Origin of the sequence: Methanobrevibacter sp., from assembly GCF_045130115.1 — an archaeon.
GTDB lineage: Archaea > Methanobacteriota > Methanobacteria > Methanobacteriales > Methanobacteriaceae > Methanocatella.
Map to the genome: position 1 here is coordinate 30,341 of NZ_JBGUPC010000024.1, position 18,559 is coordinate 48,899.

The following is an 18,559-nucleotide window of genomic DNA, read 5'->3' on the forward strand; positions in this document are numbered from 1 at the left end:
ATATATTTTTATAAACTAAAATTATCACAATATTGTTGTTAAGTTAGGATATTGCTTTCTAGGAGTTGGTTATTATCTCGTTTTATAATGAAGAGGCTTATGAAAAAGCATTAATGGAATTGTTTCAGAATTTAGGTTATAACAGTTTTTATGGTCCGGATATTGATAGAGAACATAAAAATCCTCTTTATATGGGAGATATCGATATATTATACAATATCAATGATCAATTAGATAAAGAAGCGGTTGATAAAGCCATTGAAGTAATTCAGGATTTTGATATAGGGTCTCTTGAGGAAAAAAATAATAAATTCATGAACTATATTCAGAATGGTGTTAATGTCAATTACTGGCATGATGGAAAAGAAGAATCCACACATGTTAAACTGATTGATTATGATAATTTAGATAATAATGCATTCACGGTTATTAACCAGTGGACAGTAGTTGATAAGGAGACTAAAATACCAGATATTGTCGTTTTTGTAAATGGTTTTCCATTAGTGGTATGTGAGCTAAAATCTCCATCAAGGGAAAATACAGACACATCTGAAGCTTATAACCAACTGAAGAAATATATGCAGGTTATTCCAACTCTTTTTAACTACAATGCCTTTTGCGTAATGAGTGACATGTCCATTTCAAAAGCAGGAACAATCACAGCTTCAGAAGACAGGTTCATGGAATGGAAAACAACCGATGGAAGTTATGAATCAACACAATGGGCTGATTTCACAACATTCTTTGAAGGAATATTCGATAAACAAAGATTCATAGACATATTAAAGAATTTCATAGTTTTTTCAAATGATTCAACAACCAGAATCAAAATACTCGGTGCATACCACCAATACTTCGCTGTCAACAAGGCAGTAAACTCAACAGTCAAAGCCATCAATAGTGATCACAAGGCAGGAGTGTTTTGGCACACTCAGGGAAGTGGAAAAAGTTTATCAATGGTTTTTTATGTTAATAAACTGCAACAGGTTCTTGAAAGCCCAACATTTGTAGTAATTACTGACCGTAATGATTTGGATGATCAGTTATATTCACAATTTGCCAAATGCAGTGACTTTTTAAGACAAACCCCAAAACAGGCCACCAGCATGAAAAACTTAAAGGAATTGCTGAATGACAGGAAAGCCAATGGAATATTCTTTTCAACAATGCAGAAATTCGATGACTATGAAGACTCCCTAACTGATAGGGAAGATGTTATTGTAATATCAGATGAAGCACACCGCAGCCAATATGGACTTGAAGAAAAGGTTGATCCAAAAACTGGTAGAATAAAAATCGGTGCAGCTAGAAGAATACATAATGCCCTTCCAAATGCAACATTCATCGGTTTTACAGGAACTCCAATCTCAATGGCAGATAAAAACACACGAGAAGTGTTTGGAGATTATATTGATATTTATGACATGACACAATCAGTGGAAGACGGTGCAACAGTACCCATATGCTATGAAAGCCGTATTGCTGATATAAATTTAGATGAAACAGTTTTACAAAAAATTGATGAAAAATACTGGGAGCTGCAAGAGGAAGCAGAAGAATACAATATTGAAAGAAGCAAAAAAGAGTTAAGCAGAATGGAAGAACTGCTTGGAGCACCTGAAATCATCAATGACATCTGCACAGATATTGTACACCACTATGAAGACAATCGTGCAAATCATTTAAGTGGAAAGGCAATGATTGTAGCATACTCGCGTGCAATTGCCATAAAAATGTATGAAAAAATATTGGAATTATGTCCGGATTGGAATGAAAAAGTTAAAGTGGTGATGAGCGGTTCCAATAAAGACCCTGAAGAATGGTATGAAATAATAGGAGATAAATCATATAAAAAAGAACTTGAAAATAAATTCAAGGATGATGAAGACCCAATGAAGATAGCTATTGTGGTTGATATGTGGCTTACAGGATTTGACGTACCTTCACTTTCAACAATGTATGTCTACAAGCCAATGAGGGGACATAACTTAATGCAGGCAATAGCTCGTGTAAACAGAGTATTCAAAGGAAAAGAAGGGGGACTCATTGTTGACTATATAGGTATTGCATCAGAGCTTAAAAAAGCAATGAGTGAATACACTGATAGGGACAAAAAGAAATATGGTGATCCTGATGTTGATAAGGTGGCATATCCTAAATTCCAGGAAAAATTAGAAATTTGTCAGGATTTGTTCTATGGATTTGATTACTCAAAATTCTTTGGAGACAGTGATTTGGAAAGGTCAAAGATCATTTCAAATGGTGTCAACTTCATGGAAGAGTTTTCACGCAAAGACATCAAAAAGGAATATTTAAAAGAGGCATTGCTTCTTAAAAAATGGCTGTCATTGTGCAGCAGCAGGGCTAAGGAACATGAAAGGTTTGAAGCGGCATTCTTTGAAGCTGTAAGGACAGTTCTTGTTAAAGTTACATCAGATGGAAAATTGTCTCTGCCGGAAATCAATAAACAGATTACAGAATTGCTAAATCAATCAATCAAAAGTACCGGGGTAATTAATGTCATTAATGTCAGTGAAGAAGTGTCATTATTTGACCCGGAATTCCTGGATAAGGTAAGGGCATTGGAATCCTCCAATTTAACCAGAACGATTTTAGAAAAATTGCTGGATGATGAAGTAAAAGTTTATACAAGAACAAACCTTGTTAAGGCTGAAGAATTTTCTGACCTTTTGAAAAAAACACGTAATGATTATATTAATGGCCATATTACAAATGATGAGGTTATTGAAGAGTTAATCAGAATCGCGCAACTTTTACGTGAAGCACATTTGGAAGGGGAAAAATTAGGATTGAGTGAAGAAGAGTTGGCATTTTACAATGCAATAGCTCTTCCGGAAAACATCCATGATTTTTATGATGATGAAACTTTAATCAAGATTACACAGGAGTTGACTGATTCTTTAAGAAGAAACAGGACTATCGATTGGCAGAAAAAAGAATCTGCGAGAGCAAATATGCGCAGAACTATAAAACGTTTGCTTAAAAAATATGATTATCCTCCAGCAGAGATGAAATCTGCATTAGATAAAGTTATTGCACAATGTGAATTATGGGTAGATGAAGCAGCATAGGTGATTTAATGGCAAAAGATAATATAAGTGAAATAGGATTTGAAAAACAGATATGGGATGCGGCTGATGAACTTAGAGGTTCAATGGATGCAGCTGAATATAAACATGTAGTATTAGGTTTAATTTTTTTAAAATATTTATCTGATAAATTTGAAGAAAGATATCAGGAGCTTGTTGAAGAAGGAGATGGCTTTGAAGAGGACATTGACGAATATACTTATAAAAATATATTTTTTGTTCCTCCGGAAGCTCGTTGGTCTGAAATTGCTAAAAAAGCGAATACTGAAGAAAATGGTTTAACAATCGATAATGCAATGAAAGCTATTGAAGACAATAACAAGTCACTCAAAGGAATATTGCCTAAAAACTTCTCAAGACCTGAACTGGATAAAAAGAAACTTGGTGCAGTAATAGATATTTTCACAAATGTGCAAATGTCTGATAAAGGGGATAAAAAAGATATTCTTGGACGTACATATGAATATTGTTTAAGTATGTTTGCTGAAACTGAAGGTAAAAAGGCAGGGGAGTTCTATACTCCTGCATGTGTTGTAAAAACATTAGTTTCAGTCCTAAAACCATATGATGGAAGAGTTTATGACCCATGTTGCGGATCCGGTGGAATGTTTGTCCAATCTAAAAACTTCATTGACAATCATAGTGGAAACATAAATAATTTATCCATTTATGGTCAGGAATCGAATCCAACAACTTGGAAAATGGCTAAAATGAATTTAGCCATTCGTGGTCTTGAAGCCGACCTTGGAGAACATCAGGAAGACACATTCTTAAATGATTTGCACAAAACACTTAAAGCTGATTTCGTAATGGCTAATCCACCATTCAACCTTAAAAAATGGGGACAAGAACAATTGCAAGATGATCCTAGGTGGAAATATGGAATTCCTCCGAAAGGAAATGCAAACTTTGCATGGATGCAGCATATGATTCATCATTTGTCACCAAAAGGAAAAATTGGTTTAGTTCTAGCTAACGGTTCTCTTTCATCTACAACATCCGGTGAAGGAAAAATCAGGCAAGCAATTGTTGAAGATGATTTAGTGGAGTGTATTGTAGCATTGCCTACACAATTATTCTATACAACAGGAATACCAGTTTGTTTATGGTTCTTAAACAGAGATAAGAAACAAAAAGGTAAAACATTGTTTATTGATGCGCGTGAAATGGGGACAATGGTTTCAAGGAAATTACGTGAGTTAACTGATGAAGACATAGATTTAATTGCCGACACTTTTTCTGATTTTGAAAGTGGAGTTTTAGAAGATGAGAAAGGGTTCTGCAAAGTCAGTGATTTAGAAGAAATTAAAAAACATGATTTTATTTTAACTCCGGGCCGTTATGTTGGATTTAAACCTGAAGAAGATGATGGAATACCATTTGAAGAAAAAATGAAAACATTAACTTCTGAGCTTGATGAGTTATTTAAAGAATCTAATGAACTTGAAGGAAAAATCCGTCAAAGTTTAAAGGAGATTGGTTTTGAATTCTGAACTTGAGTTTAGAATTTTTTTAAAAATTTTTAAAGGTGAGATAAATTTGAGTTTAGTTTTAAATGATGTTGCTAAGTTCATGACTTCAAAAATCGAAGTATCTGAAATTAATGAAACAAATTATATTTCTACTGAAAATATGATTTCAAATAAAGGTGGAATCACTATAGCTAGTTCATTGCCGGATACTAAGTCAGTTAGAAAATATTTGCCTAAGGATATATTAATCAACAACATACGTCCTTATTTTAAAAAAATATGGTATTCGGATATGGAAGGCGGATGTTCTAATGATGTATTTGTTATAAGATCAAAAGAAAACTATGATTCTAAGTTTTTGTATTATGTTTTATCATCTGATGACTTTTTTAGTTATGTAATGGCAAATGCAAAAGGAACAAAAATGCCAAGGGGAGATAAGAAAGCTATTCAAAATTATGAAGTTCCTAATTTTTCTATTGATGAACAAAAAAGAATATCATTTGTTTTAGGTGAAATAGATAAAAAAATTGAAATTAACAAAAAGATAAATATAAATTTAGAAGGGTTAGCTAAAGCTATTTATCGTTATCATTTTATTGATTTTAAACCTTATCTTCTTGGAGGTTATGTTGAAGAAAGTTCACTTGGTTTAATCCCTAAAGATTGGTCCGTACAATCAATTGAAGAATTTGTAGATGACATGAAGAATGGAGGCACTCCTAAACGTGGAGAATCAGATTATTGGGATAATGGTACAGTTCCTTGGTTAAAAACTGGTGAAATTAATAATAATATTATAATTAAAAGTGAAGAGCATATAACTGAATTAGGCTTAAAAAACAGTTCAGCAAAATTATTGCCAATTAATAGCATTATCATGGCATTATATGGAAAAGGAACTGCTGCACGTATTGGTTTACTAAAACTAGAAGCAACTACTAATCAAGCTTGTTGTGCAATGATTTGTAATGATTTTAATAAAACTCTGTTTTTATACTTGTTTTTATTATTTAATCAAAAAGAAATTGAAAATCTAGCTAGTGGATCAGTACAACAAAATTTAAGTAAAGATCTTATTGCTAATTTAGAATTAGTTGTGCCACCAATTGAAATAATTGAAAATTTACCATTTAAAGAGATTTATGATAAAATTGCTAACAATTATTTTGAAATTGAATATTTAACTAATTTACGAGATACATTACTTCCAAAATTAATGTCTGGTGAGATTGATGTCTCAAAGATAAATTGTGATTTAGAAAACTCAACAGGAAGGGGATAAATTTGAGTTTAAATTTTGAAACAGTTTCCTTAGGTGAACATCTTTACATCAAAGGTAGAATTGGTTGGAAAGGTCTAAAAAAAGAAGAATATTTGGATCAAGGAGATTATAGAATCATTAATGCTACTGCTTTAGAAGAAGAAGGTATTAACTGGGATGATTGTGGTTATATCTCAAAAGAAAGGTTTGAAGAATCTCCAGAAATAATTCTTAAAGATAAAGATATTTTAATTTCTAAAGATGGAACTATAGGCAAATTAGGATATGTGAAAAATTTAGAAATGGATTCAACTGTTGCATCAGGTATTTTTGTAGTTAGAAATCAAAATGAGGAATATATTGACACTGATTTTTTATATTATTATTTCAAATCTCCATTCTTTAAATGGTTTATAAAATCTGTTACTGAGGGTAGTGTAATACCTCATTTATATCAGAGGGATTTCACTGACATGGAATTTAATTTATTCGATTTAGATACTCAGAAGAAATGTTCTTCTATTCTAAATGCCATTGAAGAAAAAATTAATGTTAACCGGAAAATAAATAAAAATTTAGATAATCAAATGTATTTATTATTTAATAATTATTTTTTAAAATTTGTATCTTCTAATGAAAACAACGATTTGGATATTCCTGATGGTTGGAAGTTTAAAAAACTTTCAGAATTTGTAATAAAATCTAACACAGGGGCAGATGCAATTAAAAAAGCACCAATTGTTGATTATGACACAGGTATTAAATGTATTCGCACAGGAGATTTATCTAACAATAGATCTTTTGAAGAATGGGGATATGCCGATATTTCTGAAGGGAATTATGATAAATATAAATTATCTAAAGGAGATATTATTGTTGCTAGAACAGGAACAGCAAGTTTAGGTTTAAATAGATTTATAATGGAAGATTTAAATGCTGTTTATAATAATGGTTTGATTAGATTAAAAATTGATTATTCTAAGATTTCACATCTATTTTTATATGGTTATCTTAACTCATATATTTATAAAAAATATATTGAAGCAATAACTATTGAAACTTCTACTAGGCCCAATATGAAAATAAATTATTTGATTAATTTTAAAATGCTTTGTCCTCCTTATAATATTCAACAAAAATATGAAGGGCTTACGAAAAATATGCTTTTCTTAAAATACAAATTAGAAAAGGAAATCTTAAGTTTAAATAAATTGAGAGATGTTTTACTTCCTAAATTAATGTCTGGAGAAATTGATATCTCAAAGATAAATTGTGATTTCTAATTTTTTTATACTTATGTTTTAAATCCAAAAAATTACAAGTTGAAGGATATTGTCTCTCATATTATCTTTTAGGAATATCTATTCAATTAATTAGTATTGATTAATTTGTATAAAAAATGATAATCTATTAAGGTATGAATGAAATGAGGTTATTGATATTTTTCTCATTACTTTAATATTCCAGTATTTGTGATAACTTTTAAAGATGAAAAATAGCAATATTATTGGTTTTTATTATTAAACAAAAGTTATATTAAAAATTATACTAAACTAATACATAAGGAGTTATTAGTATGGACAAAACATTTTTGTCAAAATCCAAGTATTGCAACTGTGTGCAATGTATAAATATTCTTTGGTTAACTAAATATAAGCCTGAATGTGGAGAAATTGAAAGTAATGATTCCACTCTTGAAACCGGTAAAAAAGTAGGGGAACTTGCCAAATGTTTATTTGGAGATTATGAGGACGTTCCGGTTGATGAAAATATCAATATAAGAATTGAAAAGACAGAAGAGTTGCTTAAAGACAAACCAAACATCATTACTGAAGCGTCATTTATCTTTGATAACAATTTCTGCAGTGTGGATGTCCTTAAAAATGATTCAGACGGAGTGGAAATCTATGAAGTTAAAAGTTCCACTAAAATCAAGGACATTTACATTGATGATGTTTCATACCAATACTTTGTCTTATCCAATCTCGGTTTGAATGTTAAAAAAGCATGTATCGTTTACATAAACAATGAATATATAAGGGGTAAGGAATTGGACATTAACCAATTATTCAATATTGAAGATTTAACTGATATCGTTTTAGCAAAACAAGACGAAATAAAAGATAATATTAATAAAATCAATGAGTTTATGCAAGAACATGACAGCGATAATCCTCCTGAATCACATTTGGGAAAGAATTGTTTTGATCCATATTCATGTGCATTCTGGGATTACTGTACAAGGGATTTGCCTAAACCTAATGTTTTTGATATAAGCGGCATGTGGAAATCTGTACAGTTTAGAAAATACGATGAAGGAAAAATCTCATTTGAAGATTTGGAAAATGAGGACCTTAATCCAAAATACTCAGAACAGATCGATTTTGAATTATACGAAAGAGAACCTAAGATAAATAAGGATGCAATTAACAGTATTCTAGACGAACTTAACTTTCCGTTATATTTCATTGATTATGAATCCTGCCAGTATGCCATTCCTGAATTGGAAGGAACAAAGGCATATCAGCAGATTCCTTTCCAATACTCGTTACATATAATAAAAGAGGAAGGTGCACCAATAGAGCATAGGGAATTCTTAGTGGATGTGGATGATGAAAATATAATTAGAGCCTTTGCTGAAAGCATGATTAGGGATATGCCTGAAGATGGCAGTGTAATTGTCTATAATAAGGCTTTTGAAGCCACCCGCAACAAGGAAATTGGTGAAATGTGTCCTGATTTAAAACCTGAAATGGATAGGTTCAATGCCAATATGGTTGATTTGATGGTGCCGTTTAGAAATAGGGATTACTATACAAAAGAGATGGAAGGTTCCTATTCAATTAAAAAAGTATTGCCTGCATTATTCCCGAATGATCCGGAATTAGATTATAGTGAATTATCATTAATTCATAAAGGTGATGAGGCATCAAATGCATTTTTAAGCTTAAAAGATAATCCGCCTGAAAAACAGGAAATAATAACTGCTTTACTTGAGTATTGTAAACTTGATACATATGCTATGGTAAAAATATGGGAAAAATTCGTAGAAATAACAGAATGATGATAAATGGAGGATAAGTCATGTATTTGGAAATAAATGATTTTGGACAAATAAATAATGCTGAAATCAATATTAAAAAGATTAATGTGGTTGGTGGAGTCAACTCCAGCGGCAAATCAACAGTATCTAAAATATTATATTGTTATCTGAAATCAGAAATTGACGATGAATCAATAGATTACTTGCTTGACAGTGAAGAACTAACTGATTTAAATGATTCAAATGTTAAATTTGAAAATGATTTTATCCCTTCAGATATATTCTATCTGGATAATATTTCTGTTTTGGATTTAAAGGATTTGGAGATACTGAGATTGGATCATGTAATCCATGTTAAGGAAGCTTTAGAAGAAGATATTATCAATACGGACTCTGAAATTCTCTCAAAAATCCAAGACATTATTAAAAGTGACTGTCCGATGTCTCAGGAAAACTCATCAGGCATCAAGGAAATTGGAATAATTCAAATCTTACTTCAAAACAATAAATTGAAAGAAAACTCATTTTTAATCATTGATGAGCCTGAAGCAAGCCTTCATCCGCAATGGGAAATCAAATTTGCAGAAATTTTGGTTTTACTTGCAAAAGAGTTGAACATTCATATATATCTAAACTCCCATAGTCCGATGTTTATCGAGGCTATTTCACTTTACTCCCAATATTATGATTTATTAAGTGAGACCAATTTCTATCTGACACAAAAACAGGATAATAATAAATATAACTTCAAAAAAATTAACCCTAAAAACATGGGTGCGGTTTATGAAAATTTAACAAGTCCATATGATGAACTGGATAAGCTCAAAGCAAAAATATTGTTTAAGGAGTAAAAATGACATTAACAACTGAAGAAACCCTATTTGTGGAATTTCTCCAATCATTCCCGCAATTTTATAGAAAAGCCCATGAAATAGCTGAAAACACAAAGGGAATATCCATTCTTCCAATGGAAAATGGAGAAAATGACTTTAAAATGTATGCCTTAGATGATATTTGCCATTCATGTGATATTTTTAGGGATGGAAATCTATCAATAACTCCAAAAACAACTGATGCTATCTGGTATAAGAAGGTAGATGAGAATTTCTTTATCTTTCTAATTGAGTTTAAGGGAGATCTGCTCTGCAGAAACTCCAGTAAATGCACTCTGGTAGAAGTTGTTGATAACTTAAAAAATAAAAACTACAATGATGAATTGGAGCATGAACTTTTCCTATTGGATAAGATTCTTTCAAAATATTCAGATAGAATGTTAAATGGACTTGCGGCAAAGCCTTTAGAAACAGTAACAATTGCTCTGCCTCTGATTTATGAGGAATATTATGAGAAAAACAGAGATAATGTTGATTTTTTAGATATTCGTAAATTCTTAAGAAATTGTAGAATTGTTTATAGAGTTGTATCAATTTCAGAAGATTATGAACCGAATAGACAGAGAACACGTTCAAGATCTTACAGATGTTCTAATATAATTCCATCTGTTTGTAAAAAGCTTGCACGTGAAAGACACGACAAGGAATTGGAATCCTCTTACGAATCAAGCTTACAGACTTATCACAGAAGATACGAACGCGCAGGTATTGTTTATAGTGCAGGTTTTGTGGATAATATTGCTTTTAATAATTTCATTGAAAATTACTTAAAATAATTGTTAGATTAATCTAATTGTTTATAAAATTGTTGATATTACTATTATCATAACTTTTTTATACCATTATATTCATATATTATGCACGCTTACAACTATCAACTGTAAAGCACTTAAACGAGGAGTGTAAAATACATAAATAGGTGAAAAAATGATAACATGTAACGTTTGCGGACATCTGAACGACCCTTCAAGTGTAATCTGTGAAAATTGCGGTTCAGATCTTTCAGACAGTCCCGACTGGGAAATCTATGACGACGATGAATTCTGATGAGTGAGGAGATTTTATGAAGACTTGTCCAAGATGCGGCTCTGTCCTGTCGGATTTCGAGCCCTACTGTGAGAACTGCGGATTCGATCCGGACTTTGACTTTGACGACTGGGAAGAATAATTTGATAACTTGCAGTGTTTTAGGATATCTGAAGGCTTCTCAATGTTTGTCTTTATGTATGTTTCCATGTTGATATAGTTCAAGAGTAAGTGATATGTAAATGATTAATTGAATACTGATTTTTGCGATGGACATTGTGAATTATTTGAATATGCAGTTTGGAAAATGAAATGCTCTGATAAAGACTTACAGTATAGCAATTTCTCCAATTGAAAATTTGATATGATTCTTTTTGAAAAATAATAATCAATTTGGATTTTTATAATAATTTCAAAATAATTATATATTAATTTAAACACAAATATATATCAATTGAAAATTAATATTTTGGAGGAAATCTTTTGCTAAACAAAAAATTAATGATATTAGTAATCTTTATTATATCTATATCTGCTGTTTCGGTAGTAAATGCAGCAGATAACGCAACTATTGCTGTTGATAATCTAGACAATACTAACGATAATCTTGTAAATGCTAAAGAAGATATAAAAATAGATAACGATGATTCTTCTTATGAAAATGATGAAGTTTTAACATTATTTGAAGAGAATTCCGCCACTCCTGATGAAGATATTTTAAGCGGATTGCCTTATTATGATGATTATGAAGTGAGTGTGTCTGATATGTCTTATAATTATGGTAATACCGCATCTATTAAGATGTCTATTTCTCCAGCTGTGGGATTTGATAGGTATTATATGTTTGATTTGTATGTTATCGATTCAAATGATGTTACTGTAATTAATCAACATTATCTTGGTGAAAAATATAAAACTTCTGAAGTATATAGCATTAGTTCCGAGCAGTTAGAGCCTGGGACTTACACTATTAAAATCAGAAATTCCCTTGATAAAAGGTTGATGGATTCCGCTAAATTGACTGTAAAATCTGTTCCTTATTCTGCTTATTCAGTTAGTGTTTCTGATGTTTCAATGATTTATGGTTCTACTGGATCTATTAAAATGTCAATTTCATCTGCTTCTTCTTCTTATACTTATAGATACGATTTTTATTTGAAGGTTTTTGACTCCAATGATGAAGAAAAGATTTCTCAAAGGTATTATAGCCGTTCTTCATCTTCATCTAGAACATACAGTATTTCAAAAAATGAGTTGACTTCCGGATTATATACAATAAAAATCATAAATACCTATGATAAAAGGGTAATGGATATTGCAAAGTTGTCTATTTATTCTGTACCAAATTCAGCATATTCTGTTAGTGTTTCTGATACTTCTATGTATTATGGGAATAGTGGATCTATTAAAATGACAATTTCGCCTGCTTCTTCTTATAATTATAAGTATGATTTTTATTTGAAGGTTTATGATTCAAAGAATGTTGAAAAGATTAGTAAGAGGTATTATAGTACTACTGCGGCCACTTCAAAAACTTATACTATTGAAGCTAATGCTTTAAGTTTAGGAGTGTACACTATTAAAATCTTGAACAATGGTGATGATTATGTAATGAGTACTGCTACTTTGGCTGTGAAATCCGTTCCTTATTCTGCTTATTCTGTTCGTGTTTCTGATGTTTCATTGTTCTATGGCTCTAGTGGGTCTATTATAATGTCCATTACACCTGCTTCTAGTTATCCCTATAAATATGACTACTATTTGAAAGTATATGATTCTAATGATAATGAAAAAATTTCCCAGAGATATTATAGTACCAGCTCTGCCTATTCAAAAACTTACAATCTTAATGCCAGGTCATTGTATCAGGGAGTTTATACAATTAAAATCATCAATTATCAGGATAATCATGTTATGAGCACTGCCAAATTATATGTTACAAATATTATTCTTGAAACACAGGACATTACTGGAAATTGTGATGGGGATATAGTGTATAAAGTTCGTGTTTCTGATAATGGTATTTATAAAAGCGGTTTAAATGTAAGTTTCATTTGTAATGGTAATGAATATTTTGCCACCACTGATGATGATGGTTATGCTACCTTAAAAATTCATTTAAAAAGTGGATCTTATTCAATTACAACTAAATGTGGAAATGATGAGAAAAAAAATAATATTATTATTAACAGCGTGTATGTAGAAAATCAATTTAGGAATTTAAAGATCAACCCTGTGAATGCATATTATAAACAACATAAAAATATTTATTATAGTTTTGAAGGCAATTTACAAGGTTCATTTAAGATTTATAAAGGCAAATCCTTAAAATACAGCAAAGATTTCAATACAAATGGATACATTGGTGATTATTTCAAATATCCAAAGCATTCATATAGTTTTGCTATGAATAATCTTAAGGAAACTGGGGTATATACTATCAAAATTGTTGACAGCAAAGGTAAATTGCTAGCCAAATCCTCATTCAGAATAGATAAGGCTCCAACAATATCCCACAGTGAATCATATACTACATTAGGAGGATACAAAGATTCAATTTGGGCATATACTTTTGATAAAAATGGGCATAGAGAAGGCATTACTGGAAAAGCAAAGTTTAAAATCGGAAAGAAAGTGTATAAGACTAAAGTTAAAAATGGATTTGCAATAATTAAACTAAAACTACCATCAAAGAAAAAAACTTATAAATGCAGTTTCAAATTCTCAGGAGATAAAAATCACAAAAAAAGTACTTCAAAATTTAGGATTAAAGTAGTAAAAATTAAAAATCCTATAAAATTGGGCAAATATAAAATTAAGCTCACATCAAAGCAATATAAAAAATTGGCTAAGGCAATATTAAAAGAAAAATATCTTACTTTAAAAATAAAAACAGATTATACCCATAAAGTCAAAAAACCATATATAAAAACTGTTAAAAAATATAAGACCACAAAATCATGCAAAACATTTTATGGCGTAAGCTATTTGGCGACCATGAGAAAAATGTGGTATAACGGATGGCAAAAAGTATCTGAGTACACATATACTGTAAAAAATCCTCAAAACAGATATGGTATTGGATTGAGTGCATATACCTACGCAATAACAAAATGGGTAAAGGTTTCATATAAGAATGCCTATAAAACCAAGTACTATCCTGTCAAGGCAAAAATTGTCACACAAGGCGATTGGATGGCCAAACCTAAGATTAAGATTTATTCCCATGGCAAAACATTGCGCAGCGGATTTGTAAAATTCGGATAAACATAGGAAATAATCATGGATGAATGGCATGTTGGGGACCCTGAAGACTGGGGAGACCATGTGGGTGTCCCCGATATAGGTTATATGGGATATCTCAGGGACGATGAGAATGCGGATGATGGCAATCATCCCCATAAATCAGTTTCGGAGTCATTGAGGATGGAGGCCTGGAGGCTTCGAAACGACGGGAGGTACGATGAAGCCCTCGATAAGATCAACGAGGCTTTAAATTACAGCAAAAACTGGAGAATCTACAACGTCAAGGCAATCATCCTTGAGGACATGGGAGACTATAACCGGGCACTGCTTTATTATGACAAGGCATTGTCCCAGACAAGCTCCCAGCTAGTAAGGGACAACAAGGCAAGGCTTCTGGAAAGGATGGCAAATGCACAGCAATACTCGGGAAATCTCCAAAGGCCACTTGAGCAAATCAATCAAGCATTGAAACTCACAGGTGATGATGAGGACAGATGCGACTTTTTAAGAACAAAGGCAAGCATCCTTGAGAAGATGAAAAGGCCCCGTGAGGCATATGTCTGCATCAAGCTTGCAAACAGGCAGTTCGACAAGGTTGATGAATATGAAAGCCAGTCAGAAATGCTTAAAAACACCAGTGAAACCATTATCTGCATTGCGGGAAGGCAGTTCCATGACCATGTCTCATTGAGTGAAGGAATCATTCTTGATTTGGTAAAGGAGCCTTCAAACGAGCATGACGCCGATGCAATACGCATTGATTACAACGGAAAGACTGTCGGATATGTTGCAAACAGCACATACACCCTGATTGATGAGGCATCATCAGCATCCGACATCAAAAATATGTTCCAGGACCATGCAAAAGCGGAAATCCTGTTTCTTTTCATGGAGAGGCATCTTGTTGCCAAACTGATTGTGCAATAAGAAAATATTAATTATAGAATATCCCATACATATAAATATGGAACTCAAAAACATTTTCAAGAATTCCTCATTCGACACCCTGGACAGGAACAAGGAGCTTCTGGAGGAGCATGACCTTCTAAACATCATGGGCTCTCCGAACAAGGTATTTTTGAAGTTCCTCAAATCAAAAGACTTGGACATCAACGAGGATGAAATCACAGAGGAGCTCATTGAGGAGTTTGAGGATTCCGTGGATTCCATTAACCTTCGCCTTGAGGCAATCAGGAGGCAGAAGGAAATCATATTCACCGAGCGCAAGGTATGGATCAACATTAAAGACGAAGAGGACAAGACAATAGGAACCGACCTGATTCTTCACCATGACCGAATCGAGATAGAGGAAACCGGCATGGAAATCCCATACACCGACATGATTGACATCGATATCGAGGAGGGCAGCTGGTCCAAGAACAGCTTCACCATCACAACAAAGGAAAACGGTGAAATCGCATTTGAAATCAATGAAAACAGGGCCGTTCCGCTAAAGGAAATCATTGAGGACAACATATACAACCAGAACTATGATGAAATCGATGCCCTTCTGGAGCTGCAAAGCCTCTTTGAGGAAGGAAAGATTTCAGCCGAGGAGCTGGAGGCAAGAAAGGCGGTCATCTACAGCGATGACGTGTACTGCACAAACTGCGGTTCAAAAATAGATCCTGATTCACTTTTCTGTCAGGAATGCGGACATGAGGTTATCGACTAGTCTTTGTCGGGGTCAAAGCCTGTCTTTTCAAGCCTGTCAATTATCTCAAGACCCAATTCTGTGCACTGATAGATCCTTCCCTTTTTCACGGTTTCGTTCATGCACCGCACAATTTTCTTCTTTTTTAAATCATGCAGGGCTACGGACACCTGGGCAGGTGTGAGCCTGGTCTTTTTTGATATTTCAATGGGCATAAGATGGTCATTTCCAAGGCACTGCAGGGTCCTGTATCTTGAACGTGAAATTTTTATGAATCCTATCATTGCCCAAATCTCATCTTCTGTCGGCTTGCTTTTCATGTTATTTCTTTTTATTTGATATAATAGACTTTAATTATTTTGACATTATTTTCTCATGTTTTTCACATTATTGCATTTACTAACAAAATATTTATAAATACTTTAAGGGACAAAATAATATTGATGAGTGAAACAAACAAGTATCTGAAAGCATCAATAAAGGAAATCAGGAATTTTTTTGATAACAGCACCAATCCTCCGGAAGATATGTATCTTAATCTGATTCTGGAGCTTAAGGTTTCAAATCTTATGCTGCCTGCCATTTTTGACGGGGAGCACATCAGTTTTCCGCATGTGGAGATTGATGGCGAAACCACTCTTCTTCCATTGTTTACAAGCGAGGAGGAAATGGGAAAATATTCCAAGGATTTCTTTTCATTCAACAATGAAATCGCATATTTCGTCAAGATTGTCCAGGACTTCAAACTGGACGGGGTTCTCATAGACATGATGAGCGATGAGTTCTGCATAGACACGGAGCTTCTTGAAAAGATTCCAATTGCAACGGAAAAGATCACCGGCAAAGGCTTGGACGGAGCTAAATTAAGGGAGATTGCCTTTAAGGAAAAGAACAGGTCCCTCAAGAGGTTCATACGCAAGGATTCCAACTTCAACAAGTTCGACAAGCTCTCAAAGCTTCTTGTCAAGTCAGTGCTTTTGAACGTTGTCGTAAGCGACGAGGACATAAGCGGCCTTGCCAGGGACGGGGTAATCGACAGGCAGGAGTCAGACACATTCACCATGTTCACCACTAAAAGCGGAAGGGAACACTACGGCGCAGTATATACCGATATCGATGCAATTTCAGAGTTTCATGACACCCTTGACTATTTCTACTATGCCCAGGTGACCAACAAGTTCAGGGTATTCAATTTCATCCTTTCCCACGACCTGGACGGACTTATCATAAATCCGGGAACGGACGAGTATTACGTCCCGAGACAGGTCCTTCTTCACATGGCGGATGATGATTTGATGAATCCCGACTTTGAGGACGCCACCCGATATGCATTCCCGGTCAAATAATCACAACTTATATAATCTCTCAAGTCAAAAACTATTTTTAGGATATTATGTTGGAGTGGACTATCTGTACAAATTGCGGCAAGGTTTTGGACAACTCGAAGGTGACCTGCCCGAACTGCGGCTCAAAGACTGAAAAGATTGGAATGGACTATATGAAAAGTCACCTGTCAGGAATGCTATTTCTGATAAGGACATTGGACATTGATCTTTTAAGGGATTACTGTCCGCAGATAAAATCCCAGAACACCTCCCTTGAGGTGATTATTCTGGATGACCTTTTCAGGTATTTCAGCTTTCTGGGACTGGGCGACGGCGTGATCAGTGACAATGAACTTAATTTCATAAACGAGCTTCTCGTATCATATTATACAAGACAAGACATCATGAAGCTCACCGATGCCGAACTGGAGGACATGCCGGTGTCTTTCGAATGCCTTCATGAGCTTGACGAATTCGCCAGGAACTTCGACATGACCGGAGTGAAGGCATGCAACGAGCTTTTCTATACATACAGGTTTCTTGGAAAGTTCTTCCTCACTGTCGACGGGGATTTGAATCCTGATGTCTTTGAAAAGTACTCCGATTACATTGCCTCCCTTGAGGGCCGTCTTGGAGATTATCTCGTTGAGGATGACGGCACCGACTGTGTCATACCGAAGGAATTTGAGGACAAAAAGGAGGAAGAGGAAAGCCATTCCCTTGAGGAATACCTTGAAGAGCTGAACAAGCTCATAGGCCTTGAAAAGGTCAAGAAGGATGTCAATTCCCTTATTAATCTGGTTCAAATCAGAAAGCTCAGAGAGGAAAGGGGCATCACACAGCCTCCGATGAGCCTTCATCTTGTCTTCAGCGGAAACCCTGGAACAGGAAAGACAACCGTGGCAAGGCTCCTTTCAAAGATTTACCATGAAATCGGGCTTCTCTCAAAGGGTCACCTTATTGAAACCGACAGGTCAGGTCTTGTTGGAGGATATGTCGGCCAGACCGCAATAAAGACAAGCGGAGTCATAGATGAGGCAATGGGAGGGATACTCTTTATCGACGAGGCATATTCCCTTGCATCAACATCCGAAAACGACTACGGAAAGGAAGCGATAGACACCCTTTTAAAGGCTATGGAGGACCACAGGGATGATTTGATAGTCATCGTGGCAGGCTATCCTGCACTTATGGAAAGGTTCCTTCATTCAAATCCAGGCCTCGAGTCAAGATTCAACAAGTTCATATACTTCGAGGATTATACGGAAGAAGAGCTCTACGACATATTCATGCTCATGTGCAGCGAGGCCAACCTGAGCCTTGACGGGCCTGCAGATGAATATGTAAGGCAGTACTTTAAAAAGATGTGCGAGCACAAGTCAGACAACTTTGCAAACGGCAGGGCAGTGAGGAACTTCTTTGAAGAGGTCATAACCGCCCAGGCAAACAGGCTGGCTCCACAGAAGGACATCACCGATGAGGAACTTAACACACTTACCTATGAGGATTTTTTAGTTGAGGAATAA

Annotated in this window: 15 protein-coding genes; all 15 read left to right on the forward strand. The window is 34.0% G+C overall.

Going from position 1 to position 18,559, the window contains the following annotated elements; all coding sequences use genetic code 11:
- Nucleotides 1-65 precede the first annotated feature (65 nt).
- The 15 genes from ACJMML_RS04240 (at nt 66) to ACJMML_RS04310 (ending at nt 18,559) form a co-directional block, all read left to right on the forward strand.
- The gene (locus tag ACJMML_RS04240; RefSeq protein WP_405306130.1) at nt 66-3,092 is read left to right on the forward strand and encodes a type I restriction endonuclease subunit R; all 3,027 of its coding nucleotides are present in this window, start codon (nt 66-68) and stop codon (nt 3,090-3,092) included.
- Nucleotides 3,093-3,100: 8 nt separating this feature from the next.
- Nucleotides 3,101-4,603, forward strand: a complete 1,503-nt coding sequence (locus ACJMML_RS04245; protein WP_405306131.1) for a type I restriction-modification system subunit M — start codon at nt 3,101-3,103, stop codon at nt 4,601-4,603.
- Nucleotides 4,593-5,867: a restriction endonuclease subunit S gene (locus ACJMML_RS04250; RefSeq protein WP_405306132.1), complete on the forward strand. Its 1,275-nt coding sequence runs from the start codon at nt 4,593-4,595 to the stop codon at nt 5,865-5,867. The genes ACJMML_RS04245 and ACJMML_RS04250 overlap by 11 nt, the downstream gene beginning before the upstream one ends.
- 2 nt (nt 5,868-5,869) lie before the next feature.
- Nucleotides 5,870-7,129, forward strand: coding sequence for a restriction endonuclease subunit S (locus ACJMML_RS04255; RefSeq protein WP_405306133.1), 1,260 nt, complete (start codon nt 5,870-5,872; stop codon nt 7,127-7,129).
- 293 nt (nt 7,130-7,422) lie between these two features.
- On the forward strand, nt 7,423-8,910 hold the full coding sequence (locus ACJMML_RS04260) for a DUF2779 domain-containing protein (RefSeq protein ID WP_405306134.1): 1,488 nt from the start codon (nt 7,423-7,425) through the stop codon (nt 8,908-8,910).
- 20 nt (nt 8,911-8,930) lie between these two features.
- Nucleotides 8,931-9,740, forward strand: coding sequence for an AAA family ATPase (locus ACJMML_RS04265; RefSeq protein WP_405306135.1), 810 nt, complete (start codon nt 8,931-8,933; stop codon nt 9,738-9,740).
- Between the two features lie 2 nt (nt 9,741-9,742).
- Nucleotides 9,743-10,558: a hypothetical protein gene (locus tag ACJMML_RS04270; protein WP_405306136.1), complete on the forward strand. Its 816-nt coding sequence runs from the start codon at nt 9,743-9,745 to the stop codon at nt 10,556-10,558.
- A gap of 151 nt (nt 10,559-10,709) precedes the next feature.
- The gene (locus tag ACJMML_RS04275) at nt 10,710-10,829 is read left to right on the forward strand and encodes a zinc ribbon domain-containing protein (RefSeq protein ID WP_405306137.1); all 120 of its coding nucleotides are present in this window, start codon (nt 10,710-10,712) and stop codon (nt 10,827-10,829) included.
- A gap of 16 nt (nt 10,830-10,845) precedes the next feature.
- Nucleotides 10,846-10,950 (forward strand): zinc-ribbon domain-containing protein, encoded by a 105-nt coding sequence (locus tag ACJMML_RS04280; RefSeq protein WP_405306138.1) that lies wholly within the window; start codon nt 10,846-10,848, stop codon nt 10,948-10,950.
- 359 nt (nt 10,951-11,309) lie between these two features.
- Nucleotides 11,310-14,075: a hypothetical protein gene (locus tag ACJMML_RS04285; RefSeq protein WP_405306139.1), complete on the forward strand. Its 2,766-nt coding sequence runs from the start codon at nt 11,310-11,312 to the stop codon at nt 14,073-14,075.
- Between the two features lie 15 nt (nt 14,076-14,090).
- Nucleotides 14,091-14,981, forward strand: coding sequence for an HIRAN domain-containing protein (locus ACJMML_RS04290; RefSeq protein ID WP_405306140.1), 891 nt, complete (start codon nt 14,091-14,093; stop codon nt 14,979-14,981).
- A 37-nt stretch (nt 14,982-15,018) separates the two neighbouring features.
- Entirely contained in the window at nt 15,019-15,729 is a 711-nt protein-coding gene (locus tag ACJMML_RS04295) for a zinc ribbon domain-containing protein (protein ID WP_405306141.1), read from the forward strand.
- Nucleotides 15,730-15,828: 99 nt separating this feature from the next.
- The gene (locus ACJMML_RS04300; RefSeq protein ID WP_405306142.1) at nt 15,829-16,047 is read left to right on the forward strand and encodes a hypothetical protein; all 219 of its coding nucleotides are present in this window, start codon (nt 15,829-15,831) and stop codon (nt 16,045-16,047) included.
- A gap of 104 nt (nt 16,048-16,151) precedes the next feature.
- Nucleotides 16,152-17,054, forward strand: a complete 903-nt coding sequence (locus tag ACJMML_RS04305) for an SseB family protein (protein ID WP_405306143.1) — start codon at nt 16,152-16,154, stop codon at nt 17,052-17,054.
- Between the two features lie 413 nt (nt 17,055-17,467).
- Nucleotides 17,468-18,559, forward strand: a complete 1,092-nt coding sequence (locus tag ACJMML_RS04310) for an AAA family ATPase (RefSeq protein ID WP_405306144.1) — start codon at nt 17,468-17,470, stop codon at nt 18,557-18,559.